Here is a 24,515-nt window from a genome sequence, read left to right as displayed (position 1 = left end):
GCGGGCTTTTTTTTGCCTGTCGTTCCGCACGGCTATGCGTCGCCGGCACCCGCAAACCGCCGCACCGCCACCTCCCACTGCTGCATCAGGCTGGCCGCCTGGTCGCGGCCGATGGTGGGCAAGAACGTCCTGTCGGCGCGCCAGTGCGTTGCCAGCTCTTCCACGCCACGGTACTGGCCGATGGCCAGGCCCGCCAGGCAGGCCGCGCCCAGCGCCGTCGTTTCGATCACTTGCGGGCGCACGACGGGGATGCCCAGCAAGTCGGCCTGGAATTGCAGCAGCAGGTTGTTGGCGCAGGCGCCGCCGTCGACGCGCAGCTCCGTGATGGGCGCTTGCGCGTCGCGCGTCATGGCGCCCAGCAGGGCGGCGCTCTGGAAGGCGATCGCTTCCAATGCCGCGCGGGCGATGTGGCCCACCGTGCTGCCCCGGCTCAGGCCCAGGATGGCGCCTTTCGCCGACGGCACCCAGTACGGCGCGCCCAGGCCCGTAAACGAGGGCACGAAGACCACGCCGCCCGAATCGGGCACGGAGGCGGCCAGGCCTTCCGCTTCGCCCGCGTGGCCGATGGCGCCCAGGCCGTCGCGCAGCCACTGCACCACGGCGCCGCCGATGAAGACGCTGCCTTCGAGCGCATACGCGGGCTGCGCGCCCACCTGGCAGGCGGCCGTGCTGATCAGGCCATGCTGCGATTGCGCGCACTGTTCGCCCGTGTTGAGCAGCAAGAAACAGCCTGTGCCATAGGTATTCTTGGCCATGCCCGGCGTGAAACAGGTCTGGCCGAACAGCGCCGCCTGCTGGTCGCCGGCGATGCCGCCGATGATGACGGGGCTGCCCAGCACCGCCGCATCCGTTTCGCCATACACGTGGCTCGAAGGGTGGACGGCCGGCAGCAGGCTGGCGGGAATGCCCAGCCAGTCGAGCAGATGGGCATCCCAGCAGCCTTCATGCAGGTTCCACAGCATGGTGCGCGAAGCGTTGGTGACGTCGCTCACGTGCAGGCGGCCGCCCGTCATCTGCCACGCCAGCCACGTGTCGATGGTGCCGAAGGCCAGTTCGCCGCGCATGGCCCGCGTGCGGGCGCCGGGCACGGCGTCGAGTATCCAGCGCAGCTTGGTGCCGGAAAAATACGGGTCGAGCACCAGGCCCGTCTTCGCGTGGATGGCGCCGGCCAGGCCCCGCGCGCGCAAGTCCTCGCACAGGGCCTCTGTGCGGCGGTCTTGCCAGACGATGGCGTTGTAGACGGGTTCGCCCGTGGCGCGGTCCCATACCACCGTCGTTTCGCGCTGGTTGGTGATGCCCAGCGCGCCCAGTGCATTGGCCTGCAAGCCCGCCTTGGCCAGCACTTCGCGGCAGGTAGCCAGCTGGCTGTGCCAGATTTCCATGGGATCGTGCTCGATCCAGCCCGGCTGCGGGAAGAGCTGGCGAAATTCGCGCTGCGCCACGGCGACGATGGCGCCCGTTTCATCGAAGACCATGCTGCGCGAGCTGGAGGTGCCCTGGTCGAGGGCCAGCAGGTACGTCATGCCGCCACCTCTTGCGCCAGATGGACCGTCAGCCATTGCTGCAGGCGCGCCACGTCGGCCGGCGTGCAGCGCAAGCCCAGTTTGCTGCGCCGCCACAGGATGTCGTCGCTGCTCCTGGCCCATTCCACCTCGACCAGATAGCACGCTTCGGCTTCGTACAGGCCGGGCGCCAGCTGCGCGCCCAGGTCGGCCATCGACGTGGCGCCCGTCAGCAGGCGCGCGGCGCGGCTGCCATAGGCGCGCGCATAGTGGCGCGCCAGCGCGGGCGGCAGCCAGGCGTGGCCGCGCTGGAAACGCGAGAGGAAACCGTCGAAATCATGGCTGTCCACCAGCTGGTTTTCTTGCTGCAGGTCGCCGCCGGGCAGCGGCGCGTGCGCGGTCCAGGCCGGGGCGGCGTTGTCCAGCAGGGGCGCCAGCAGGCCCAGCGCCTCCTCGGCCAGCTTGCGGTAGGTGGTGATCTTGCCGCCCCAGATATTGAGCAGGGGCGCGCCCTTTGCTGCTGCGCCGCACGCCACTTCCAGCAGGTAGTCGCGCGTGACGGCCGACGCGTTCTGCGCGCTGTCGTCGAGCAGGGGGCGCACGCCGGAATACGTCCACACGACGTCGGCGGGGCCGATTTCGCGCTTGAAATAGCGGTTCGCCGCCTGGCACAGGTAGTCGATCTCGGCCTGGCTGATCTTTACCTGGCTGACTTCGCCTTTGTATTCCTCGTCGGTGGTGCCGATCAGGGTAAAGTCGTCCTGGTAGGGGATGGCGAAGATGATGCGCTGGTCCGGGTTCTGAAAGATGTAGGCGTGCGGATGGTCGAACAGGCGCGGCACGATGATGTGGCTGCCCTTGATCAGGCGCAAACCCTGCGTCTTGCCGCCGCCGGCCGCGCCGGCAAATTGCGCCGTCCACGGTCCCGCCGCGTTGACGATGGCGCGCGCGCGCAGGGTCTTGCGCCGGCCATCCTCGGCTTGCAGGACGGCGTGCCAGGCGTCGCCGTCGCGGCGCGCCTCGACGCAGGCCGTGCGCGTGAGGATGTGCGCACCGTGTTCCTGCGCGTCGAGCGCGTTGAGCACCACCAGGCGCGCGTCGTCGACCCAGCCGTCGGAGTACACGAAGCCCTTGCGGTAGCCTGCCTTCAGGGGCGCGCCCGCCGCGTGCTTGTCCAGCGCGATGCCTTGCGAGGCGGGCAGGAAGGCGCGCCTGGCCAGGTGGTCGTACAGGAACAGGCCTGCGCGTATCATCCAGGCGGGGCGCTGGGCCGCGTCGTGCGGCATGACGAAGCGCATCGGCCACATGATATGCGGCGCGGCGCGCAGCAGCACTTCGCGTTCCTGCAGCGCCTTGCGCACCAGCTTGAATTCATAGTATTCGAGGTAGCGCAGGCCGCCGTGTATCAGCTTGGTGGAGGCGGACGAGGTGTGCTGCGCCAGGTCGTGCTGTTCGCACAGCACCACGCGCAGGCCGCGGCCGGCCGCGTCGCGCGCGATGCCGGCGCCATTGATGCCGCCGCCGACGACCAGCAGGTCGCAGTCGGCAGGCAGGGAGGAAAAGCGGGAAGCGGACATGAAAGGTTCGTCTCGTAAAAAAGGGTAAACAGAGAAAAGGCGCCGCCTCAGGCGGCCAGGGCCAGCAGGGGCGGCAGCACCAGGGCCAGGCCGGCGATCAGCAGCAGCACGAAGACGGCGCGGCGCACGTGTTCGATGGGCAGGCGCGACGGGTGGCGCCGCGCCAGCCACGTCAGCCCCGTCACCAGCGGCAAGGCTTCCAGGGTCAGCCACAGGGCAGTCAGGCTGAACTGGCCGTGCGCCAGCACGAGGGCCAGGCGCAGCACGGCATTCGCGGCAAACAGCACGATCAGCGAATGGCGGACCATGTCGGCCGGCCATGGCTGGCGGTACAGGTGGTACACCATGGGTGGCCCGGCGCTGGCGAACAGGCCGCCCATCACGCCGGACACGCCACTGAAGAACAGGAAGGCGGGCAGGCCCGATTGCCGCCGGCGCGCGCTGGCGCGCAGCACCAGCATGCACGCGCAGACGACGATGGCGCAGCCGAGCAGGAAACGCAACAGGGTCACCTGTTGCGCGCTGAACCAACCCAGCAGGGCCACGCCCGCGCCCACGCCCAGCAGGCTGACGGCCAGCGAAGGGCCGAAGACGGGCCAGGCCAGTTGCGGGCGCGTGCGGCCAAAGGTGATGGCCGCATTCACCAGCACCAGCACGCTGACCACGTTGGCCACGTCGCCCAGACTGGCCAGGTGCAGCACGGCCGTCAGGCCCAGCAGGATCAGGCCGAAGGCAAAGCCCGTCAGGTTCTGCGCGTAACTGGCCAGCGCCACGCAGGCCAGGAACAGCAGATGCGACGCCACGCTCATGCCGGTCAAGCCGCCAGCGACAGGAAGAAATCCTGCTGCGCGCAGCCGCGCCGCACGAAGACGGGCGGCTGGCCCAGGGGAGCGTCGACTTCCACGCGCTGGCCGCCTTCGTAGGCGGAGCCGCTCCACAGGTGGACCCAGGCGTCGCCCTGCGGCAGGTAGGCGCTCCAGCGCGCAGCACCCGCCGCATGCACGGGCGCCACCAGCAGGTCGGGACCGAACAGGTACTGGTCCTGGATGGCGTAGGTGGCGCGGTCGTGTTCATAGTGCAGGAACAGGGGGCGCTGCAGCGGCAGGCCGCGCGCCACGGCGTCCTCGGCCAGGCTGCGGATGGTGGGCGCCAGCGCCACGTGCAGCCGCGTCATGCGGGCGAAGTGCTGGAATACCTGTTCATCCTGGTAGAACTGGAAGTTTTCGTCGGGACGGTTGCCTTCGTGCGTGCGCATCATCGACGTGAATACGGCCATTTCCGTCCAGCGCTGGAACAGTTCGGCCGTGCGCAGGTTGCCGAACAGGCTAGTGTAGCCGCCGATGTCGCTGTGGTGGTAGGCGTTGCCCAGCAAACCGGACGACAGGGCGCCGCAAATCACCGTCTGCAAGCCGTCGTGGCGGCTGAAGTCGACCGACTGGTCGCCCGCCCACAGCAGCGGGCAGTGCGCCTGCACGCCCGTGTAGCCGGCGCGCATGAAGAAGGTGGCGTCGCCCGTCTTGCCGGCCCGCTCGATGGCACGCGCATTGACTTCGGCCCACAGGGTCGGCCATGCATTGTGCATCAGGCGCGCATCGACACCATTGTGCAGGCGCAGGTCGATCGGCAGGTATTCGCCGAAATCGGCCATCCAGCCGGACAGGCCGAAGTCGAGCATTTCCTGGCGCAGGATGCGTTCCTCAAACCACAGCGCGGCGGCCGGGTTGGTGAAGTCGACGACGCCGCAGTCGAATTCGCCGAAGTCCACCAGGTAGGCGCCTCCATCGGTGGCCGTAGCCAAAAAGCCCTGCTGCAGCGCTTCCTGGTACAGGGTGCCGTCGTTGCATAAATACGGATTGACGTAGCCGAGGAAGCGGATGTCTTGCCTGGCCAGGTCGGCGATCCAGTTTTTCAAGTCCGGATAGCGCTGCGGCTGCCAGCGCCAGTCCCAGAACAGGCGCTTGCCGAACGAGGTCTGGCGCAAGCCCACCCAGTCTTCGCACCACAGGGCGCTGACGGGCAAGCCGTGTGCCTGCGCCTGTGCGAGGATGGCGCGCGCGTGGTCTTCGCCGCCTTTCAGGCCCAGCATGGCGCCATTTTGCAGCCAGGCGGGCAATTGTGGCTGGCGGCCGAAGCGTTGCGAGACCACGCCGACCAGGTCGACGAAGGAGTCGGCCAGCATGAATTCCAGGCGCTCGGGCATGGCCCAGAATTGCAGCTCGTGGAAGTCCGGCTGGCGGAAATCGAAGTCCGCATACGCCGTCGTCTCGGCATGCAGGCAGTAGCGCTGCGAGGAGATGAAGCTCGGCTGCGGATAATTCGTGTGGTAATAGTCGCCGCCCGATTTGGACGTCACGTCGGCTTGCCACGTCAAATGGGTCGACTTGTCGCGGCCCACGCCCGGCTCCGACGTCCACAGGGGGAAGTGGCGGCCGCGCAGGTCGAAGTACGACATCTGCTCGCCGCAGCCCCATACATGCTCGTCCTGTTCCGCGGGCAGGCGCAGCCACAGCCGGTTCCAGCCCGGCGCCGCGTAGCGCACCACCAGGTGCACGCCGTGCGGCGTCGCTTGCACGGCCAGCACCAGCTGCGGCGTGTCGCCCGCATGGCGCGCAAAGGTCAGGGTGGCGCCGTCGCCGTCCTGCGTGACGGCCAGCGCGCGCAGGGCGCTGCGCTCCTCGACGTAATCCTCGATGGCGAAGTTACCGCGGTACATTTCCATGCTTTCGCGGCCCTGACCGACGAACACGCATGGCGCATCGGCGCCGTGGCGCAGCAGCAAGCGGCCGGCGCAGCGCAGGGCGACGCTGTCATTTTCCTGGTGTAGTGTGTACTGCATGACGATCAACTCCTGTGAAAACCGGCCGCCCGCATGGTGGCGCATGATGGTGCTTGCGGAGGGCCGGCGGTGCATCAACAAATAAGCACTAAATTAAAAGACGAGGAACATGCCGGCGGTCAGCTCGACGGGGCTGTAGCCGAAGTAGTTATTGTCCCCCCGGAACTGCAATACGCCCAGCTTGGCATGGCTGTTGTTGGCGATGCGCGTGGCATACGCGTAGAACGACAGGGTTGGCTGGAAGTTGTACAGGTAGCCCAGCGAGTAGGCCGTCGACGTGGGCTTGCCCACGCCGTCGCCCGTGTTGGTGCCGAAAGCGCCCTTGGCATTGGCGCCGTCATAGCTGATGTGCGCCAGGCTGCCCTCGATGCGGTGCTTGCCGAGGTCGTAGGCGCCCGAGACGCCGAAGGCGTCGGCCGCATAGCCGCCCGCGTTCGACACGCCGGTAGGAGGTGTAGGAGCCGCCCAAGGTGAAATCGTGCCACTTGTAGCGCGCACCGACGATGTCCGTGACCTGGTTGCGCTTGAGGAAGTTCGGCGTGCCCCCGGTGCTGATGTCGTTGCTCTGCTGGTAATCCATGTGCGCATAGCCGAGGAACAGGTCGCCCTTCTTGTACAGCACGTTGGCGGCCCAGCTGCGGCCATCGTTTTCCAGGTCGGTGGCGGAAGACGCCTGCTGGCCGGCCGAATACGACACTTCCGCAGAAATGTTGTTCCAGGTGGGGCTGCGGTAGCGCAGCGCGTTGCCGTAGAACAAGGCCGTGCCCGAGTTGTTGCCGGCCAAACTCGTCGTCTTGCTGGCATTGTTTGTCACGGGATCCTTCAGGTAGCGGCCCAGCGATTCCGGACGCGTGAGCGAGAACAGGGCGCTGAAGTCGTTGGCGCCGTAATTGTGCGCCGAGGCCAGGTCGGCGCCCAGCGAGACCCAGAACGGCGCCATGTACATGGTGCCGCCTTCGACCGAGCCCCAGGTGGTCGAGGCAAAGCCGACGGTGGAACCCCGGTTGAACAGCACGGACGAGGTGGTGTTGTTTTGCGTGCCGCCGCCCGCATTGCCGTTAAACAAGTTCAAGCCCGTCTCGACGCCGAAGATGGCCTTGTACTCGTCGCTGAAGACCCAGGCGCCCGTGAGGCCCAGGCGGCTGGCCATCTCGCCCTGGTTCAGGCGGTGGTTGGTCAGCTGGCGCCCGCTGGCATCCTTGCCGCGCGACACCGTATAGCCGATGTCGCCACGGCCGTACAGTTTCCAGTTGAAGCCGGTGACGGGCTGCGTGGGGGCCGCCGACGTTGCCGGTGCGGCCGCCATCGCTGCCGCAGGCGCCGCCGGTGCTGGTTGCGCCGCTTTCGCTTCCATCTGCGCCACTCTGTCCTGCAGCTGCGCCAGCATGGCCTTCATGTCGCTGAGCTCGTCAGCGCGTGCGTTAGCGCTAACAAATGGCGCCGCGAGAAGCACGCCGGTGATGGCCGCGGCCAGGGTGGTTTTGCGGAATGTCGTTTGCATGATCTTGTCTCCTGTGTTTTTTATGAGTATGGTTGCTGATCCCTGCCTTGCTTACATTGAAATAATCAGATTCCTCCCATGCACAAATATTTGATATCGAGGAAGTCGTCCATGCCGTAATGCGAGCCTTCGCGGCCCATGCCCGAATGCTTGACGCCGCCAAATGGCGCCATTTCGTTGGCGATCATGCCCGTGTTGATGCCGACCATGCCCACTTCCAGTTCCTCCGCCACGCGCCAGACTCTGCCCAGGTCGCGGCTGTAGAAATAGCCGGCCAGGCCGAACTGCGTGGCGTTGGCCATGGCGACGACTTCCTCTTCGCTGCCGAAGCGGAACAGCGGCGCCAGCGGGGCGAAGGTTTCCTCGGTGGCCACCAGCATGTCGCTGTTCGCTTCCAGCACCACGCTGGGCTCGAAAAAGCTGCCGCCCAGCGCGTGGCGTTTTCCGCCGATGGCCAGCTTGCCGCCCTTGGCCAGCGCGTCGGCGATGTGCTGTTCGATCTTGCGCACGGCGTTTTCATCGATCAGCGGGCCTTGCGTGACGCCCGCGTCCAGGCCATTGCCCAGTTTCAGCTCGGCCACCTTGGCCACCAGGCGGGCGGCGAAGTCGTCGTAGATGCCGTCCTGCACGTAGATGCGGTTGGCGCAGACGCAGGTCTGGCCGCTGTTGCGGTATTTCGACATCAGCACGCCTTCGACGGCCGCGTCGATGTCGGCATCCTCGAAGACGATGAAGGGCGCGTTGCCGCCCAATTCCAGCGACAGCTTCTTGATCGTGCCGGCCGCCTCGCGCGACAGCCAGGCGCCCACCTCGGTCGACCCCGTAAACGTGATCTTGCGCACCAGGTCGTTGTGGCACAGTTCCGTGCCGATCGCCTGGGCTGCGCCCGTCACCACATTGAAGACGCCGGGCGGCACGCCGGCGCGCAGCGCCAGTTCGCCCAGGGCCAGGGCCGACAGCGGCGTTTGCGACGCCGGTTTCAGGACCATGCTGCAGCCGGCCGCCAGGGCAGGGCCGGCCTTGCGCGTGATCATGCCGTTCGGGAAATTCCACGGCGTGATGGCCGCGCACACGCCGATCGGCTGCTTGATGACGACGATGCGCTTGTCGTTCGACGGCGGCGCGATCACGTCGCCATACGCGCGCTTGCCTTCCTCGGCGAACCATTCCAGGTAAGCCGCGTTCGAGACGATCTCGCCCTTGGCCTCGGCCAGCGACTTGCCCTGTTCCGTGGTGAGTATCAGCGCCAGGTCGTCCGCGTGCTGCAAAATCAAGGCATGCCAGGCGCGCAGCACCGTGGCGCGCGCCTTGACGGTCTGCTTGCGCCACAGCCGGAAGGCCGCATGCGAGGCGGCGATGGCGCGCCGCGTCTCGGCCGCGCCCATGCGCGGCACCGTGGCGATCACCGCGCCGGTAGCCGGGTTGGTGACGGCGATGGTGGCGCCGTCATCGGCGTCGCACCAGGCGCCGTCGATCAGGCATTGCTGTTTCAACAGGCTTGCGTCTTGCAGGTTCAACATGAGGGTTCTCCTTGAAGATGAATATGTTTTAGAACGCATAACAAAACCGTAGCGAGCGGCAGCGAGTTGTGGCCGAGAAGCGGAGCTGTGCGAATGCACAGTGAGCATCGGAAGCCGCAAATCGCGACGCGCAGTAGGTTTTTTCGCGTTCTTAACCGGCGACCGAGACCTGGGCGAGTCCCGCGTCGACGATGATGTTCTGGCCCGTGATGCCGTCCGAATCGTCGGCCGCCAGGAACAGGGCCGTGCGCGCCACGTGGCCCGCATCGAGCCGGTATTTCAGGCATTGCAGCTCGATGAAACGGCGGTCTTCTTCCGGGTCGCGCCACAGCGCCGCCTGGCGGTCCGTGGCGATGGCGCCCGGCGCGATGGCGTTGACGCGGATATTCTGTTCGCCCAGTTCGCGCGCCAGGGTGCGCGACAGGCCCGCGATGCCCGCCTTGGAGGTGGTGTAGCCGACCAGGTTGGGGCGTCCGCGCATCCATGAAATGGAGCCGAGGTTGATGATGGAACCGCCGCCGGCGGCGGCCATGCCGGGCGCCACCTGCTGGATGGCGAACACGTGGTGCTTGAGATTGAGCGCCAGGCAGTTGTCCCAGTACTCGGGCGTCAGTTTGGCCAGGCTATGGCGGTCGTCGCGGCCCGCGTTATTGAGCAGCACGCGGATGGCGCCGAAGCGCGCTTCGACGTCGGCCAGGCTGGCCTGGTAGGCGGCGATGTCGCGGATGTCGCTGTAGACGAAATGCGGCGCGTGCCGGCACAGGGGCGCCAGACGCGCGGCCAGGACGGCGCTGGCGTCGCGGTCGATGTCGCAAAAGGCCACTTGCGCGCCTTGCAGGGCGAAGTGTTCGACCAGCGCGGCGCCGATGCCGGAGCCGCCGCCGGAGACGAAGACCACGCGGTCCTGCAGGCTGGGGTAGAGAGTGATGTTGGCGTTCATGCTGTCCTCAGGTGAAGATCCGGGTATCAATCCCGGTACAGGGGTTCGGGGCGGCCCGCCACGTCCAGGCGCACGGCAAAGAGGCCGCCGGCCTGCGGCTGGCGCGCCAGTTCGTCGTCGCTTGCGCCTTCGCGCGCGCTGGTGATGTACAGGGTGCGCAGGTCGGCGCCGCCAAAGGCGATCATGGTGGGGCGCGTGACGGGCACGCGCACGATGCCGGTGATTTCGCCCTGCGGCGAAAAGCGCAGCACCCGGCCGCCTTCGTATTGCGCGCTCCAGTAGCAGCCTTCCGCATCGAGCGCCGCGCCATCGGGGCGGCCGCCGTACACGGCGTCTTCCCCCTTGGCAGGCAGGCGGGCAAACACCTTGCGCTCGCCCGCCTGGCCGCTGGCCGCGTCAAACGCGAAACGGTAGATCACGTGGTTCGGCGTGTCGGACTGGAACAGGGACTGGCCATCCGCGGCAAACGCCAGGCCGTTGCTGACTTTCACGCCAAGGCCCTGCTGCGGCCCCCAGCCCTGGCGGGTGGCGCCCCGTTCCAGGCAAAACATGGCAGCCAGTTCCGCCGTGCGCGGCTCGTACATGGCGCCGGCCCAGAATCGCCCGGCGCCGTCGCAGCGGCCATCGTTGAAACGCATGTCGCGGCTGTCATAGGGGGCGTCGGCCAGCTTGTCGAGCAAGCCTTCCTGGGGATAGAAGCGGTAGAAACCGTCGCGCAAGGCCGCCACCAGGCCGCCTTTTTCCGCCAGGGCGATGCAGCCCGGCTCGCACGGCACCCACCAGACGCGGTCGAGGCCGGTCGCCGGATCGTAGCGGTGCAGGCGGCGTCCGGCGATATCGATCCAGTACAAACACTGTTCGGCCACGCTCCACAGCGGGCATTCGCCCAGCTGGGCGCGCGCGTCGAGGGCCAGTTCGGCTTGCCATTCACGCATGCTGGCTCTCCTCGATCGCCAGGCGCATGGCGATGTGCAGCGTCTCGCCGGGCGCCAGCAGGCGCATGCCCGTGTCGTGCGCGCCGCGCGCGGCCAGCGCAAACGCGTTATTGGCGTGCGTGACGGGTTCGATGGCGATGAAGCTGCGTTCGTCGTTGGGCGCGAAGCACACGAGGTGGCGGCAATTCTCGCTGGCCGACAGCTGCACGCTGTAGTCGCCGTAATCGAGGCTGGCGCGGCCCGTCCAGCCGCTGTAGCAATGGTCGCTGCGCCAGCCGGCCACCGGCTGCGGCGTGGCGAACGGCGACGCTTGCGCCACGGGCGCCAGGCCGGCCGGCAAATGGTCATCGCCCATGCTCCATACGCCATCCCACTGCGCCTGCAGGCGCAGGCCGGGCGCCAGCGGAAAGTAGGGGTGGAATCCCAGGCCGGCGGGCATGGCGCGCGTATCGTCATTGCGCACGGATAAGGTCAGGCGCAGGCCGGCAGCGTCGAGCAGCACGGTTTGCCGCGCTTCGCAGGCGAACGGCCAGTCGGCGTCGCCGGCATGGAGCAGCAGCAGTTCGGCGCTGTCTTCCGCGCGCGCCGCCACGTGCCAGGCGCGCTGCCAGCCAAAGCCGTGGATGCTGTGCGGCTCGGGCGGGAAGTTGGCGCGCAGCGCATGCGTCTGTTCCTGCGTCTGCAGCACGGCGTCGCCGATGCGGTTCGAATACGGCACCAGAGGGTAGCACGCCATCTGCCGCACGTTGGCAGCGGCGGGCGCGGCGCGCAGGATGTCGCGCCCGCGCCAGCGGAAAGCCGCCAGCGCGCCGCCCGTGGCCGGGTGGACGTCGGCGCGGCAGTCGCCGTGCGCCAGGGTGAAGGGAGACTGGTGGTCCATTCTCAGCCCTTCAAGCCGCCCGAGGTCAGGCCGGAAACGACCTTTTCCTGGAAAATCACGATCAGTACGACGATGGGCACGATGGCCACCACCAGTGCCGCCGAAATGATCGGCCACGGGAAGGCGAATTCGCCCTGGTACAGCTGGATGCCGACGGGCAGGGTGCGGTAAGCCACGGCCGAATTCATCGACAGCGCCAGCAGGAACTCGTCCCAGGAATTGACGAACGCCAGGATGGCCGCCGTCGCCACGCCCGGCGCGGCCAGCGGCAGCACGATGCGCCACAGGGCGCTCAACCGGGTGCAGCCGTCGAGCATGGCCGCGTTCTCGATGTCGCGCGGGATATCCTGAAAGAAACTGACCATCATCAGGGTGCAGATGGGCAAGTTCAGCACCGTGTACGGCAGCACCAGCGCCCAGTAGGAGTTCAGCAAGCCCAGGCTGCGCATGATTTCGAACAGCGGCACCATCAAGGTCACCAGCGGGAACATCGACACGCCGATGATGGCCGTCAGGATCAGGCCGCGGAAGCGCAGGCGCAAGCGGGCGATCGCATACGCGGCCAGCGCGCTGATGAACAGGCTGAGCAGGGTCGACAGGCCGGCCACGATCAGACTGTTGGTGAGAAACGTCAGCAGCGGCTGGTCCTGGAAGGCGGAAATGAAGTTGCCGATGGTCGCTTCGTGCGGCCAGTAGGTGATCGGCTTTTGCGTCAGCTCCGTTTCTGTCTTGAGCGAGGTGAACAGGATCCACAGGGCGGGGAAGACGCCGTTGAGGATGACGAGCGCGGCGGCGAACCAGCGCAGGCGCTTCGATGAAAACAGGCCGCTCATTCTTTGTCTCCTCTTACATATTTCAGATACACAAACGTGGTGGCCATCGACAGCAGGAACATGAACACCGCCAGGGTCGAGCCGTAGCCCACGTCGAGGTAATCGACGGTATTGGACTGGATGTACATGGCCAGGGTCTTGGTTTCGTCGCCAGGGCCGGGCATGTTGTACGGAATATCGAAGGACTGGATGGCCGTCAGGGTGCGGAAGATCAGCGCCACCAGCATCGATGGCACCAGCAGGGGCAGGGTCACTTCCGTGAATTGCTTCCACTTGCTGGCGCCATCCACTTCGGCCGCTTCATACAGCGAGGCGGGGATGGTCTGCAGGCCGGCCAATAAAATCAGGGCCATGAACGACGAGGTTTTCCAGATGGTCGTGATGCAGATGGCGGCCATGGTCAGCGCGGGCGAATTGAACCAGATTTGCGATTCCCAGCCCAGGCCGGGGAGCAGCAGGTCGATGCGGCGGATGATGTCGTTCACCAGGCCGTATTCGCTGTGGAAGAACCAGGCGAAGATCAGGCCGACGAAGGCCAGCGGCAAGGCCCACGGCAGCAGCAGCGCCAGGCGCACGGGCCAGCGGTACTTGAACGGCATGTTGGCCAGCATGGCCAGGCCCAGGCCCGCCACCAGCGCGCCCGGCACGGTGACGACGGTGATGATGACGGTGTTTTTCAGCGATTTCCAGAACAGCGCATCTTCCAGCGCCATCTTGTAGTTGTCCAGGCCCACGAAACTGGGCAGGCTGCCGCCGGACAGGCGGATGTCGAAAAAGCTGTTGTAGATCAATTTGCTGACCGGGTAGGCCACGATCAGCAGTAAAAAGAGAATCGCCGGCGTCAGCAGGACCCAGGCCAGCGCTGTTTCGCTGGGGTCCGTGATGCGGCTTTTCAGGGTGCGTTGCCTCATGATTTCCTCGTCTGTTGCGGTGTGCGTATGCGTGTGGCGCCCGCGCCGTCGTCGTGGCGGCACGGGCGTGATCCCCTTAGCGCAGGATGCGCTTGACGCGGTTTTCGATTTCGCCCACGGCCGCCGCCGGCGTTTTTACGCCCGCCATCACGGCATTCGTGTTGACGCGCACGGCTTCGGACACTTCGCTGTAGCGCGGCGTGACGGGGCGCGAGCGGGCGCTTTGCACCACCGGCAGGGCATCGGCGAACCAGCCATTGGCGGCCAGCACTTCCTTGTCCTGGTAGACGGATGGGTAGACGGGCAGGTTGGATGCCTTGAGGGCCAGCTGCTTCGACACTTCCGGGCTCGACAGCCAGCGCACCAGCTTGGCGGACGCTTCCTTGTTCTTCGAGAACGAGGACACGGCCCACTGCCAGCCGCCGATGCACGAGGCCGGCTTGCCGCCCGCCATGGCCGGCAGGCTGACGACGCCGACTTTATCTTTCACGCTGCTGTCGGCGCCATCCTGGAAGTGGTTCCACGCATAGCCCCAGTTGACGGCGAACAAGACGTTGCCTGCCTGGAACTCCTTGCGCGTATCGTCGGTGGCCACTTCGGCGATGTTTTTCTTCGCCACGCCCTGGTCGACCAGCTTGCGCCACATGGCCAGGCCCGCTTCCGCCTTGGGCTTGTCCAGGGTCAGCTTGCCGTTCGTGACCAGTTCGCCGCCCTGGCTCCAGTACGGCAGCAAAAAGGTGCAGACGGCGCCTTCGATGGCCTTGCCCTGGAAGCTGATGCCTTGCAATTCCGGATTCTTTTCGCCGGCCTGGATGGTGCGCGCCACGCTGGCCAGCTCGTCCCAGGTTTTCGGCGCCGCCAGCTTGTACTTGGCCAGCAAGTCCTTGCGGTAGTACAGGAACATGGCGTCGGCAAAGGCGGGCAGTGCCACGACCTTGTTGTCGACCATATTCGCTTGCTTGTAGGCGGGCAAATACTGGCCCATGACCTTGTCGCGGTCGGCGCCCAGGTATTTGTCCAGGCTTTCGATCCAGCCGGCCGACGCGTACTGGGCCGGACGGATGATGTCGATCAGGAACACGTCCAGGGTGGTGTCGCCGGCCGACAGCACCGTGTTCAGGTATTTCTGCTGCAATTCCGACGTGGCGCCGCCCGTTTCCAGGTCGACCTTGACGCCGGGATTGGCGGCCATGAACTTGGCGAACAGTTCGCGCATGACTTCGGGGCGCTCCTGGCCGCCGACGAACACCTTGACCGTCTGCGCGTGGGCGCTGGCGGCCAGGCCGGTGGTCAATGCAAAGGTGGCGCCGAGCGCCAGGACGAGGGATTTGATACGCATGATGTTGTCTCCTGTTTTTTTGGGATGGGTATGCCGGTCGTTCGCGGCTTATCGGGAGGGCAGTACCGCGCCCCCTTGCGGATCGAACAGATGGAATTTCTCCATGTCCAGCTGTACCGTCACTTGCTGTCCCGGTGCCAGGGCGAACGTGGGCGGCAGGCGCGCCGTCAATTCGCCGCCTTCGCACTGGAAGATGACCAGGGTTTCCGCGCCCAGCGGTTCGACCACCACGACGGTCGCGGCCAGCGGCGCGCTGGCGGCGCTGGCCGCTTCCAGGGTAATGTCTTCCGGACGGATGCCGAATTCCACCGCGCGGCCGTCGAGCTTGCCGCATGCGGCTTGGGCAGCCGCAGGCAGGGCCAGGCGCGCCGCGCCCAGCACAATCTCGGCCTGGCCGGCGCCGTTGCGCGCCACCTTGGCGCCGAGGAAGTTCATCGGCGGCGAGCCCGTGAAACCGGCGACGAATTTCGACACGGGTTCGTTGTAGATCTGGTCCGGCGTGCCGACCTGCATGATGTTGCCGCCAGACAATACGACGATGCGCTCGGCCAGGGTCATCGCCTCGACCTGGTCATGCGTGACGTAAATGGTGGTGGCGCCTATGCGCTGGTGCAATTTCTTGATTTCCGTGCGCATTTCCGAGCGCAGCAGGGCATCCAGGTTCGACAGCGGTTCATCGAACAGGAACAGCTTGGCCTGGCGCACGATGGCACGGCCCATGGCCACACGCTGGCGCTGGCCGCCGGACAGGGCGCGCGGCTTGCGGTCGAGCAAGTGGTCGATTTTCAGGATGGCGGCGGCGGCGCGCACGCGCTGTTCGATTTCCGCCTTCGGGAACTTGCGCAGTTTCAAGCCAAAGCCCAGGTTGTCGAACACGGACTTGTGCGGGTACAGCGCATAGTCCTGGAACACCATGGCGATATCGCGCTCGCGCGGCGGCAAGTCGTTGACGACCTGCCCCTCGATGGAAATGGTGCCGCCCGTGATCGATTCCAGGCCCGCGACCATGCGCATCAGTGTTGATTTTCCGCAACCCGAAGGGCCCACGAAGACGACGAATTCGCCTTGCTTGATTTCCAGGTCGATGCCATGAATGACTTCGACGCCGTTGTCGTACTTCTTGACAACCTTTTCCAGTTTTACACCTGACATGCTTGTCTCCAAAAGATGCGAATGACGCGTCTGAGCGCGTTATGTGCTTTACAACAGTGCGTTACAACAGTGCGTTGCAACAGAACAATTAGTAGGCGCCCGTGTCGAGGGCTTTCGCCAGCGACGGTTTCAGGGCCGTGATAAAGGCATTGGCCTGGCGCATCATCATGCCCATGTCCGAAGCGATGGCCACGTAGTCATAGCCGTAACGGATGAAAGTGTGCACCATTTCCGGCGAAGGGCCGACAATGCCGATGGGTTTGCCGATGGCGCGGGCGCGGCGGGCCGCGTCGGCAATGGCCGCCTGCACGTCCGGGTGGCCGATGTTGCCGATATGGCCCATGGCGGCCGACAGGTCGCCGGGCCCGACGAACAGGGCGTCGACGCCATCGACGGCGGCGATCTCTTCCAGCTGCGCCAGCGCGGCCGGGGTTTCCAGCTGAATGATGGAAAACACGGCGCCGTTGGCGCGCGTGGCATAGTCGGGCACGGTGCCGTAGCGGCTGGCGCGGTGCATGGCGGCAAAACCGCGCGTGCCCGGGGTGCTTTGGCCCGGCAGCGGATAGCGCGTGGCTGCCACGGCGCTGCGCGCCTCGCCGGCATTTTCCACGAACGGGAACATCAGGGTTTGCGCGCCGATGTCGAGCGCGCGCTTGATCTGCACCAGGTCGTTCCAGGCCAGGCGCACGACGGGGCAGGCCGGCGTGCCGCCGACTGCCTGCAGGATCTGGTAGGCGTCCTGGTAATCGATGGGTACGTGTTCCATGTCCAGTACCAGCCAGTCGAAGCCGGCGCAGCCCATGGCTTCGGCCGTGACGGGCGTGCCGGCCATCAGCCAGCTGCCCAGCGGTACTGCGTTGTCCGCCAGCAAGGCGCGGAAAGGGTTGTCCAGGATATCCATAGTTGTGCTCTCTATATAGGTAGGGAAGGCGGCGGCGTCAGAAAATCGGCGGCTCCGGCGTGGCGGCGTTGCCCAGCAAGAAGTCCAGGTCGCAGCCCTGGTCCGCCTGCGTCACGTGCTCCATGTACAGCTTGGTGTAGCCGCGCGCATATTTTTGCGCCGGCGCCTGCCACTCGGCGCGGCGGCGCGCCAGTTCCCCGTCCGTCACATCCATGTTCAGGGTGCGCGCGGCGATGTCCAGTTCGATCATGTCGCCGTTGCGCACGAGGGCCAAGGGGCCGCCGACGGCCGCTTCCGGCGTGACGTGCAGCACGCAGGTGCCGTAATGGGTGCCGCTCATGCGCGCGTCGGAGATGCGCACCATGTCGCGTATGCCCTGCTGCAGCAGCTTTTTCGGCACGGGCAGATTGCCCCATTCCGGCATGCCGGGCGCGCCGATGGGGCCGCCATTGCGCAGGATCAAGACCGTGTTTTCATCGATGTCGAGGTCAGGCGCGTGGATTTGCGCCAGCATTTCCGCGTTCGAGTCGAATACGAGGGCGCGTCCGCGGTGTTTGGCGAACTTCGGGTTGGCGGCCGACGGCTTGATGACGGCGCCGCCAGGACACAGGTTGCCGCGCAGCACGGCCAGCGCCGCGCCGTCGGCCACCGGCTGCGACACTTTGCGGATGACGCTGTCGTCCAGGCAGACGGCGTCGGCGATGTTCTCGCCCAAGGTGCGGCCCGTCACCGTCAAGGCCGTCAAGTCCAGCTGCGGCATGATTTCCTTGAGCAGGGCCGGCATGCCGCCCGCATAGAAGAAATCTTCCATCAGCTTGTCGCCGGACGGGAAGAGGTTGGCGATGACGGGTACTTTTTGCGCCATCGCATCCATTTCATCGAGCGACAGGGCCAGGCCGGCGCGCCCGGCGATGGCGACCAGGTGGATGGCCGCGTTGGTCGAGCCGCCGAGCGCCATGTAGGCCGCCACGCCGTTCGACAGCGCGGCGCGGGTGAAGAAGCGCGACGGCTTCAAGTCTTCCCACACCATGCCGACGATGCGCTCGCCGCATTGCGAAGCCATGCGCACGTGGTTGGCGTCCATGGCGGGAATGCTGGTGGCGCCAGGCAAGGTAAAGCCCATGGCTTCGACGATGGACGTCATGGTGGACGCGGTGCCCATGGTGTTGCAGGTGCCGGGCGAGCGCGTCATTTTCGCTTCCAGCTTGATCCACTCGGGCTTGGCGATGTCGCCCGCCACGTAGTCGTCCCAGAATTTCTTGGTATGCGTGCCTGCGCCCACGCTCTGGCCACGGTAGCGGTCGTTGAGCATGGGGCCGGCGGGGCAAAAGATGGCGGGGATATCCATGCTGATGGCGCCCATCAGCATGCCGGGCGTCGTCTTGTCGCAGCCGCCGAGCAGCACGGCGCCGTCGATGGGCAGCGAGCGCAGCAGTTCTTCCGTCTCCATGGCCAGGAAGTTGCGGTAGATCATGGTGGTGGGCTTGACCATCACTTCGCCCAGCGACAGGGCCGGCAGTTCGACGGGGAAGCCGCCGGCCAGCAGGATGCCGCGTTTGACGGCTTCGGCCCGTTCGCGCAGGTGCGAGTGGCACGGCGACAGGTCGCTCCAGGTATTGATGATGGCGATGACGGGGCGGTCGAGGAATTCCTCGCGGCGCAGGCCCATCTGCTGCAGGCGCTGGCGGTGGGCGAACGAGCGCATGTCGTCTGGGGCCAGCCAGCGCTGGCTGCGCAGGGATTCCAGCGTGCGGCGGGAGGTAGCGGAGCTCAATGTGTGTCCTTTTTGGTTGCCTGGCGCGCTGCGTATGGCGTTCCAGTGCGGCTGTCTCGGGTCTTGTCTGTCACCTTTGTTAGCGCTAACATTGCAAGTACAGCGAAATATAATTTGAATCGCAGGGGGCTGTCAACAGATTTAATGCAGGGAGAATGCGCGCCGGCTGGCATCTTGCCGCGCGCAGCCATTACACTATCGGCATGATTTCATTGGCACCAATTTCCAGGGTGGAATTTCTGCGGCCCGGCCGGCACGCCTCGCGGCGCGCCACGGCGCAGCGGCGCCATTCTGGCATCCCCTGTGCCGCCGGCCATGGCATGATGCGTGGCGATCACCGATTTTTGAGAAGGCAGTACCCATGAACGACCCAGTACGCAAGCGGCGTGGCCTCGGCCGCAGCACCGTGTTCGATGTGGCCAAATTGGCACAGACCTCGGCCATTTCCGTGTCGCGCTATTTCAAGGAGCCGGACCGCGTGTCGCAGGAAACGCGCGAGCGCATCAAGAGCGCCATCGACCAGCTCGGCTACATTCGCAACGAGGCGGCCGGCGGCCTGGCGTCGACCCAGGGCCGCATCGTGGGCGCCATCGTGCCCAGCGTGTCGAACTCCATCTTTGCGGAAACCATCCAGGGTTTGTCGACCACCTTGTCGCAGCACAATTACCAATTGCTGCTGGCTACCCACGATTATTCGATCGAGACGGAAGAGAAGGTGGTGCGCGCCTTTCTCGGCTGGTCGCCGCGCGCGCTGGTGCTGACGGGCGCCGACCACAGCGCCGCCACGGAAACCTTGCTGGCCGGCTTGCGGATTCCCGTCATCGAAACGTGGGATATCCGCCCCGAGCGGCCGTATCCGCAAATCGGTTTTTCGCATATCGCCACGGGGCGCGACATGACCTTGTACCTGCACGCGCAAGGCTACCGGCGCATCGTCTACGTCGACAGCGGCATCGGCAGCGATTTCCGCGCGCGCAAGCGGGCCCAGGGTTATGAGGAAACCATGCAGCAGCTGGGTTTGCGCCCGGAAATCGTGCAAGCGTCGGTGACGGCGCCGCTTGACGCGGGCGGGCAAGTATTCAGCGAGCAAATGGCGCGCGCCGAGCGTCCCGACGCCCTGTTTTTTGCCAACGACAACATGGCTGCCGGCGCCATCTATGAAGCGGCGCACCTGGGCATCCGCATTCCCGAGCAATGCGCGGTGGCGGGCTTTGGCGACTTCCCGTTCTCGGAAAAACTCATGCCGGCGCTGACGACGATCCGCGTGCCCCGCTATGACATCGGCCGGCTGGCCGCGCAAGCCATCCTGCAGCGCCTGGGCGAGGTGGACGAGGGCGCGGCGCCGCCGGCCTTGGCGCCGCTGGCCTACCAGCTGATCGCGCGGGCCAGCGCCTGAGATGCCCTGGCTGCGGCAGATATTGATGAATCATATTTCTATCATCACAACATGCAATTGGATAACTATGCTGCGATGCGGCATCATTCACCTGTCTCCTCTACTTCCTCACAGGAATTAGATTCAGCCCGCTCCCGTAGCGGGCTTTTTTTTTGTCCAGGCGCGGCACCAGTTGAGCATGTCTGCATTTTTGTGACTATTGGTGATTTTCCTACAGTTTTTTTCGATTAAAGTAAAAATACTAGCCGGAAAGGCAAGGAAGTTCGAATTGTATTGCTCTGATTTTTGATCTTCATCAAAAAGTGCGGCGATTCCATGCTGGGCGCTGTTCCATATCAAGTACAAGCCATCGTCCATGTGCCGCATGCGCATGCAAGGAGAGCATCGATGTTTTGCCTTTTCAATGAGCCTCGCTTGAGCGCTTCCAGCGCCACGGGCGATGGCCATGGCCTTCTCCGTTCCCGCCACATCCTTCTTCTCCTGTTATGTTGCATGACGGCTTGTACTACGCCTCCCCAGGCGGAACTGCAGTCGTATCGGGATGCCTTTGCCCAATCGAAGAGCGTCATGCAGGAGGTGTGGCTCGATCACCAGCAGGCACGCGACGAGCTGGCGCGGCGCAAGGCGCAACGCGAGAAGCCTGCGCCGGCAGCGGAGCAGGTGCCGTTTCCGCCCGCCTTGGTCAAGCCGGCACCAGCCCCGATCGAGCATGGGAGTCAGCTGGGCAAGGCGCTGGAGACGATCGATTCCTATAACGAGTTGCTGTTTGCGCTTGCCGAAGGCAAGAGCGTGAAGCAGGTGCAGGACAGCGCGCGCAGCTTTACCGATGTGCTGAGCAGCGCGGTGACGCTCCTGCCAGGCGCCGGGGTGCTGATCAACGATGTGGTGGGGATGCTGGAACAGGCCCGCTCGCAGGAAGAATTTCGCAAGGCCATCCGTCTTGGCGCGCCCGTGATCGTCAAGATCATCGATCTGTTCATCGACAATGCGAGCGACTATTACACTTTGCGCGCGGCGCTCGCGGAGATGGACATGGCGCGTCTCAAGAGTCAAATGGCAGTCAGGGTCGGGGTGCTGGAAAGGCGCGTGAAATTGACCCGCCCGGGAAGCGGTCCCTGGCTGCTGACGGCGCAGAAGGTCAACGCCACGCTGGAACATGCCGGTGGATTGGCTGCCAGGAAAACGGGCATTGTGCTGGACGGCAAGTGTGTGGAGAGCAAGCTACAGGCTTGCGCCGTGCTGATTCCCGAGGATCTGACGGAAACCGTCCTGGGGATCGAACAGGACGTGGTCAAGTATCAGCACGCAGTGGAGCGGATGAATGCCTATCATGTGCTGATGCAGAACTATGTGAGCTTGCTGCAGCAGACCAGGCAGGCCACGAGCGATCTCAGCATGGCGGTTGACCGCCCGCACGCGCTGACGTCCCAGTTTCAGAGCCTGTTCTCGGCAGCCCTTCTGGTGCGCAAGGATCTGCTTAGAATTCGTTCCGCCTGAAGTCGATTGCCGAGGAGTTTCGCCATGCCTGTCACCGTCAAGCAAGTCAGTAATCAATACAACCGATCAATCTATTTGTTGCGCGTCATACTTGAGGATCCCGATACGGAAGCAGCGCAACGCGACCAGGCCCAGGATGCCATCGATGACCTGTTTCTCCAATTGGGCACGAACGCCATCGGGCGCATCGATGGCAGGAGCGCACTGCTTGCGGCACTGATTGCCGAGTTGACCGCGGTGCGCGACAGCATCCAGCTGAATCCTGTCGGTGCCGCGCTGGATAAATTGAGCGCATTGATCACGGATAGCCGAAATTTGTACTATGCGTCCAAGCAGGATCTGATCCAGGAAGATGCCGTGGGCGAGCCGGGGTAGTGCATCGCCGCCGCTATGCCGCTTTGCCGCCTTGCTGCGTTGCGGCAAAGCGGCGCGGCGGGCGTGCGCCAGAGGGAATAACTGTGCGTCTGGATGCCTGCCGCACCCGGGCGCAAGGGGCTCCCTGCGCGCAGCCAAATGGCCGAGGCCGCCAGCGAAGCGAGACGGTCGATTTCGCGCATGAAGGCCCGGTGGATACGTTCGAGCATACGTTCACATGAGTATTAATAATGGATTTATGAGATTAAACCATTATTTTTCATGGATGAAAGCCTCTATGATGACTCCATACTTCATCAGGAGGAACTACCGCCATGACCGTCACGACACATAATCTGGGCTACCCGCGCATCGGCGCCAAACGCGAACTGAAATTCGCCCTGGAAGACTACTGGAAGGGCAGCAGCACCTTGGCCGCGCTGGAAGGGCAAGGCGCCGAATTGCGCCAGCGCCACTGGCAAGACCAGGACGCGCTGGATCTGGCGCCCGTCGGCGACTTTTCCTACTATGACCAGGTGCTGGACTTGAGCTTTACCCTCGGCAACCTGCCGCAGCGCGTGCGCGGCCTGGAAGGCGCAGCGCTCGATAATTACTTTCGCGTAGCCCGTGGCCGCTCGGCCGGCGACAGCGATTGCAGCTGCGTCCACGCCGGTGAAATGACGAAATGGTTCGACACCAATTACCATTACATCGTGCCGGAATTTTCGGCCGGCACGCAGTTCAAGCTCGACAGCAGCCGCTTGCTGCAGCAACTGGCGCAAGCGCGCCAGCTGAAGGTAAAGGCCAAGCCCGTGCTGATCGGCCCTGTCACCTACTTGTGGCTGGGCAAGGCCAAGGACGATTCCGACAAGCTGGCGCTGCTGCAAGGCTTGCTGCCCGTCTACGTGCAATTGCTGCAGGAACTGGCCGCGCAGGGCGTGGAGTGGGTGCAGATCGACGAGCCGATCCTCGTCACGGAACTCGACGGCGCCTGGCAGCAGGCGCTCGTCACGGCCTACGCTGCCTTGAGCAAGGTCAACGGCGTCAAGCTGCTGCTCGCCACGTATTTCGGCAAGCTGCAAGACAACCTGGCGCTGGCGTGCACGCTGCCCGTGCAGGGCCTGCACCTGGACGCCGTCAATGCCCGCGAGGAAGTGGAGCAAGTGATCGCCCAATTGCCAAGTTCCAGCGTCTTGTCCCTGGGCGTGGTGAATGGCCGCAATATCTGGAAGACGGACTTGAACGAGGTGCTGGCGTGGCTGGAACCCGTGCATGCCAGCCTGCAATCGCGTCTGTGGATCGCGCCGTCGTGCTCGCTGTTGCACGTGCCCGTCGACCTGGACAGCGAACAAAAGCTCGACGCCGATATCCAATCCTGGCTGGCCTTTGCCCGTCAAAAGCTCGATGAAGTGCACACCATCGCCGGCGCCCTGAACCAGGGCCGCGCCTGCGTGCAAGCGGCGCTGGACTCCAATCATGCCGCCGTGCAAGCGCGCCGCCAGTCGCCGCGCGTGCATAATCCTCAAGTCAAGGCGGCCGTGGCCCGCATCGACGCCAGCCTGGGCCAGCGCGCCAGCGGCTATGCCGAGCGTGCCGCCAAGCAAGCTGCGCTGCTGCAACTGCCGCTGTACCCGACGACGACCATCGGCTCGTTTCCGCAGACGGCGCAAATCCGCCAGGCCCGCAGCCAGTTCCGCAGCGGCCAGCTCGATGCAGCCGGCTATAAAAAGCTGATGCAGGCGGAAATCGCCCATTGCGTGCAGGAACAGGAAAGCCTGGGGCTGGACGTGTTCGTGCACGGCGAAGCGGAACGCAACGACATGGTGGAATACTTCGGCGAACAGCTGGACGGCTACGCCTTCAGCCAGTTCGGCTGGGTGCAGTCGTACGGTTCGCGCTGCGTCAAACCGCCCATCTTGTTCGGCGACATCAGCCGCCCGCGCGCCATGACGGTCGAGTGGAGCACCTATGCCCAGTCGCTGACGGACAAGCCGATGAAAGGCATGCTGACGGGCCCCGTCACCATCCTGAACTGGTCCTTCGTGCGCGACGACCAGCCCCGTTCCGTGTCGTGCCACCAGCTGGCGCTGGCCATGCGCGCCGAGGTGCGGGACCTGGAGCAGGCCGGCATCCGCGTGATCCAGATCGATGAAGCGGCATTGCGCGAAGGCTTGCCGCTGCGCAAATCGCAATGGGCCGAGTACCTGCGCTGGGCCGTGGAATCGTTCCGCATCACGGCCAATGGCGTGGCCGACGAAACGCAGATCCACACACACATGTGCTATTCGGAATTCAACGACATCATCGCGCAGATCGCCGACATGGATGCGGACGTCATCACGATCGAAACCTCGCGCTCCGACATGGAATTGCTGGATGCCTTCGATGATTTTAATTATCCGAACGAAATCGGCCCCGGCGTCTACGACATCCACTCGCCCAATATTCCGAGCCAGGAACAGATGGTCAAGCTGATGCGCAAGGCGGCCGAACGCATCCCCGCGCAGCGCCTGTGGGTCAATCCCGATTGCGGCCTCAAAACGCGCGGCTGGAAAGAGGTCATTCCCGCGCTGGCGAACATGGTGGCGGCGGCAAAAACCTTGCGCGGCGATAACGCAGCCTGAGGCTGACCGGGGCAGGGGCGGCCGGCATGGCTCAGATATAGCG

General features: G+C 65.1%; 21 protein-coding genes. 4 read left to right on the top strand and 17 right to left on the bottom strand.

Annotated elements, in window-relative coordinates; translation table 11 throughout:
* Positions 1 to 32: 32 nt before the first annotated feature.
* From glpK to araD, 16 genes are all read right to left on the bottom strand, one after another.
* On the bottom strand, positions 33 to 1,523 hold the full coding sequence (gene glpK / locus BZG29_RS18285; RefSeq protein WP_077405973.1) for a glycerol kinase GlpK: 1,491 nt from the start codon (positions 1,521 to 1,523) through the stop codon (positions 33 to 35).
* Positions 1,520 to 3,079: a glycerol-3-phosphate dehydrogenase gene (gene glpD / locus BZG29_RS18280; RefSeq protein WP_077405970.1), complete on the bottom strand. Its 1,560-nt coding sequence runs from the start codon at positions 3,077 to 3,079 to the stop codon at positions 1,520 to 1,522. Before glpD ends, glpK begins: the two co-directional genes overlap by 4 nt.
* Before the next feature lie 47 nt (positions 3,080 to 3,126).
* Positions 3,127 to 3,888, bottom strand: a complete 762-nt coding sequence (locus BZG29_RS18275; protein WP_077405967.1) for a TSUP family transporter — start codon at positions 3,886 to 3,888, stop codon at positions 3,127 to 3,129.
* Positions 3,889 to 3,893: 5 nt separating this feature from the next.
* Complete coding sequence (locus tag BZG29_RS18270) at positions 3,894 to 5,915, bottom strand: alpha-glucosidase (protein WP_077409171.1); 2,022 nt, start codon at positions 5,913 to 5,915, stop codon at positions 3,894 to 3,896.
* A 93-nt stretch (positions 5,916 to 6,008) separates the two neighbouring features.
* Entirely contained in the window at positions 6,009 to 6,356 is a 348-nt protein-coding gene (locus BZG29_RS18265) for a hypothetical protein (protein ID WP_077405964.1), read from the bottom strand.
* The gene (locus BZG29_RS18260) at positions 6,253 to 7,416 is read right to left on the bottom strand and encodes a porin (RefSeq protein WP_077405961.1); all 1,164 of its coding nucleotides are present in this window, start codon (positions 7,414 to 7,416) and stop codon (positions 6,253 to 6,255) included. Before BZG29_RS18260 ends, BZG29_RS18265 begins: the two co-directional genes overlap by 104 nt.
* 65 nt (positions 7,417 to 7,481) lie before the next feature.
* Positions 7,482 to 8,936, bottom strand: a complete 1,455-nt coding sequence (locus tag BZG29_RS18255; protein ID WP_077405958.1) for an NAD-dependent succinate-semialdehyde dehydrogenase — start codon at positions 8,934 to 8,936, stop codon at positions 7,482 to 7,484.
* A 151-nt stretch (positions 8,937 to 9,087) separates the two neighbouring features.
* Complete coding sequence (locus tag BZG29_RS18250; RefSeq protein WP_077405955.1) at positions 9,088 to 9,876, bottom strand: SDR family oxidoreductase; 789 nt, start codon at positions 9,874 to 9,876, stop codon at positions 9,088 to 9,090.
* Positions 9,877 to 9,902: 26 nt separating this feature from the next.
* A complete protein-coding gene (locus BZG29_RS18245; protein ID WP_077405952.1) occupies positions 9,903 to 10,811 on the bottom strand; it encodes an SMP-30/gluconolactonase/LRE family protein in 909 nt (302 codons plus the stop codon).
* Complete coding sequence (locus BZG29_RS18240) at positions 10,804 to 11,691, bottom strand: aldose 1-epimerase (RefSeq protein ID WP_077405949.1); 888 nt, start codon at positions 11,689 to 11,691, stop codon at positions 10,804 to 10,806. The genes BZG29_RS18245 and BZG29_RS18240 overlap by 8 nt, the downstream gene beginning before the upstream one ends.
* A gap of 2 nt (positions 11,692 to 11,693) precedes the next feature.
* Positions 11,694 to 12,524 carry a carbohydrate ABC transporter permease gene (locus BZG29_RS18235; protein WP_077405946.1) on the bottom strand — a complete coding sequence of 277 codons (831 nt, stop codon included), beginning with the start codon at positions 12,522 to 12,524 and terminating at the stop codon, positions 11,694 to 11,696.
* Positions 12,521 to 13,435 (bottom strand): carbohydrate ABC transporter permease, encoded by a 915-nt coding sequence (locus BZG29_RS18230; protein WP_077405943.1) that lies wholly within the window; start codon positions 13,433 to 13,435, stop codon positions 12,521 to 12,523. Before BZG29_RS18230 ends, BZG29_RS18235 begins: the two co-directional genes overlap by 4 nt.
* Positions 13,436 to 13,511: 76 nt before the next feature.
* A complete protein-coding gene (locus BZG29_RS18225; protein WP_077405940.1) occupies positions 13,512 to 14,774 on the bottom strand; it encodes an ABC transporter substrate-binding protein in 1,263 nt (420 codons plus the stop codon).
* Positions 14,775 to 14,822: 48 nt separating this feature from the next.
* Positions 14,823 to 15,926, bottom strand: coding sequence for a sn-glycerol-3-phosphate ABC transporter ATP-binding protein UgpC (ugpC, locus tag BZG29_RS18220; protein ID WP_077405937.1), 1,104 nt, complete (start codon positions 15,924 to 15,926; stop codon positions 14,823 to 14,825).
* Positions 15,927 to 16,014: 88 nt separating this feature from the next.
* A complete protein-coding gene (locus BZG29_RS18215; RefSeq protein ID WP_077405934.1) occupies positions 16,015 to 16,827 on the bottom strand; it encodes an aldolase/citrate lyase family protein in 813 nt (270 codons plus the stop codon).
* A 37-nt stretch (positions 16,828 to 16,864) separates the two neighbouring features.
* On the bottom strand, positions 16,865 to 18,532 hold the full coding sequence (gene araD / locus BZG29_RS18210; RefSeq protein ID WP_253192905.1) for an L-arabinonate dehydratase: 1,668 nt from the start codon (positions 18,530 to 18,532) through the stop codon (positions 16,865 to 16,867).
* A gap of 430 nt (positions 18,533 to 18,962) precedes the next feature.
* On the opposite strand from araD, the gene BZG29_RS18205 reads away from it, so the two are divergent.
* Positions 18,963 to 19,997 carry a LacI family DNA-binding transcriptional regulator gene (locus tag BZG29_RS18205; RefSeq protein WP_077405928.1) on the top strand — a complete coding sequence of 345 codons (1,035 nt, stop codon included), beginning with the start codon at positions 18,963 to 18,965 and terminating at the stop codon, positions 19,995 to 19,997.
* Positions 19,998 to 20,120: 123 nt separating this feature from the next.
* Here the strand turns inward: BZG29_RS18205 and BZG29_RS18200 are convergent, their stop codons facing one another.
* On the bottom strand, positions 20,121 to 20,444 hold the full coding sequence (locus tag BZG29_RS18200) for a hypothetical protein (protein ID WP_150130984.1): 324 nt from the start codon (positions 20,442 to 20,444) through the stop codon (positions 20,121 to 20,123).
* Positions 20,445 to 20,564: 120 nt separating this feature from the next.
* Between BZG29_RS18200 and BZG29_RS18195 the strand changes: the two genes are divergently transcribed.
* From BZG29_RS18195 to metE, 3 genes are all read left to right on the top strand, one after another.
* A complete protein-coding gene (locus BZG29_RS18195) occupies positions 20,565 to 21,494 on the top strand; it encodes a hypothetical protein (RefSeq protein WP_150130983.1) in 930 nt (309 codons plus the stop codon).
* Positions 21,495 to 21,518: 24 nt separating this feature from the next.
* Positions 21,519 to 21,869 carry a hypothetical protein gene (locus tag BZG29_RS18190; RefSeq protein WP_077405919.1) on the top strand — a complete coding sequence of 117 codons (351 nt, stop codon included), beginning with the start codon at positions 21,519 to 21,521 and terminating at the stop codon, positions 21,867 to 21,869.
* A 314-nt stretch (positions 21,870 to 22,183) separates the two neighbouring features.
* Complete coding sequence (gene metE / locus BZG29_RS18185; protein WP_077405916.1) at positions 22,184 to 24,472, top strand: 5-methyltetrahydropteroyltriglutamate--homocysteine S-methyltransferase; 2,289 nt, start codon at positions 22,184 to 22,186, stop codon at positions 24,470 to 24,472.
* Positions 24,473 to 24,515: the final 43 nt, after the last annotated feature.

It is taken from the genome of Janthinobacterium sp. LM6 (assembly GCF_002002885.1).
GTDB lineage: Bacteria > Pseudomonadota > Gammaproteobacteria > Burkholderiales > Burkholderiaceae_D > Janthinobacterium > Janthinobacterium kumbetense.
The sequence above is the reverse complement of the archived record's forward strand: the minus strand, read 5'-3'. Positions and strand labels throughout refer to the sequence as shown.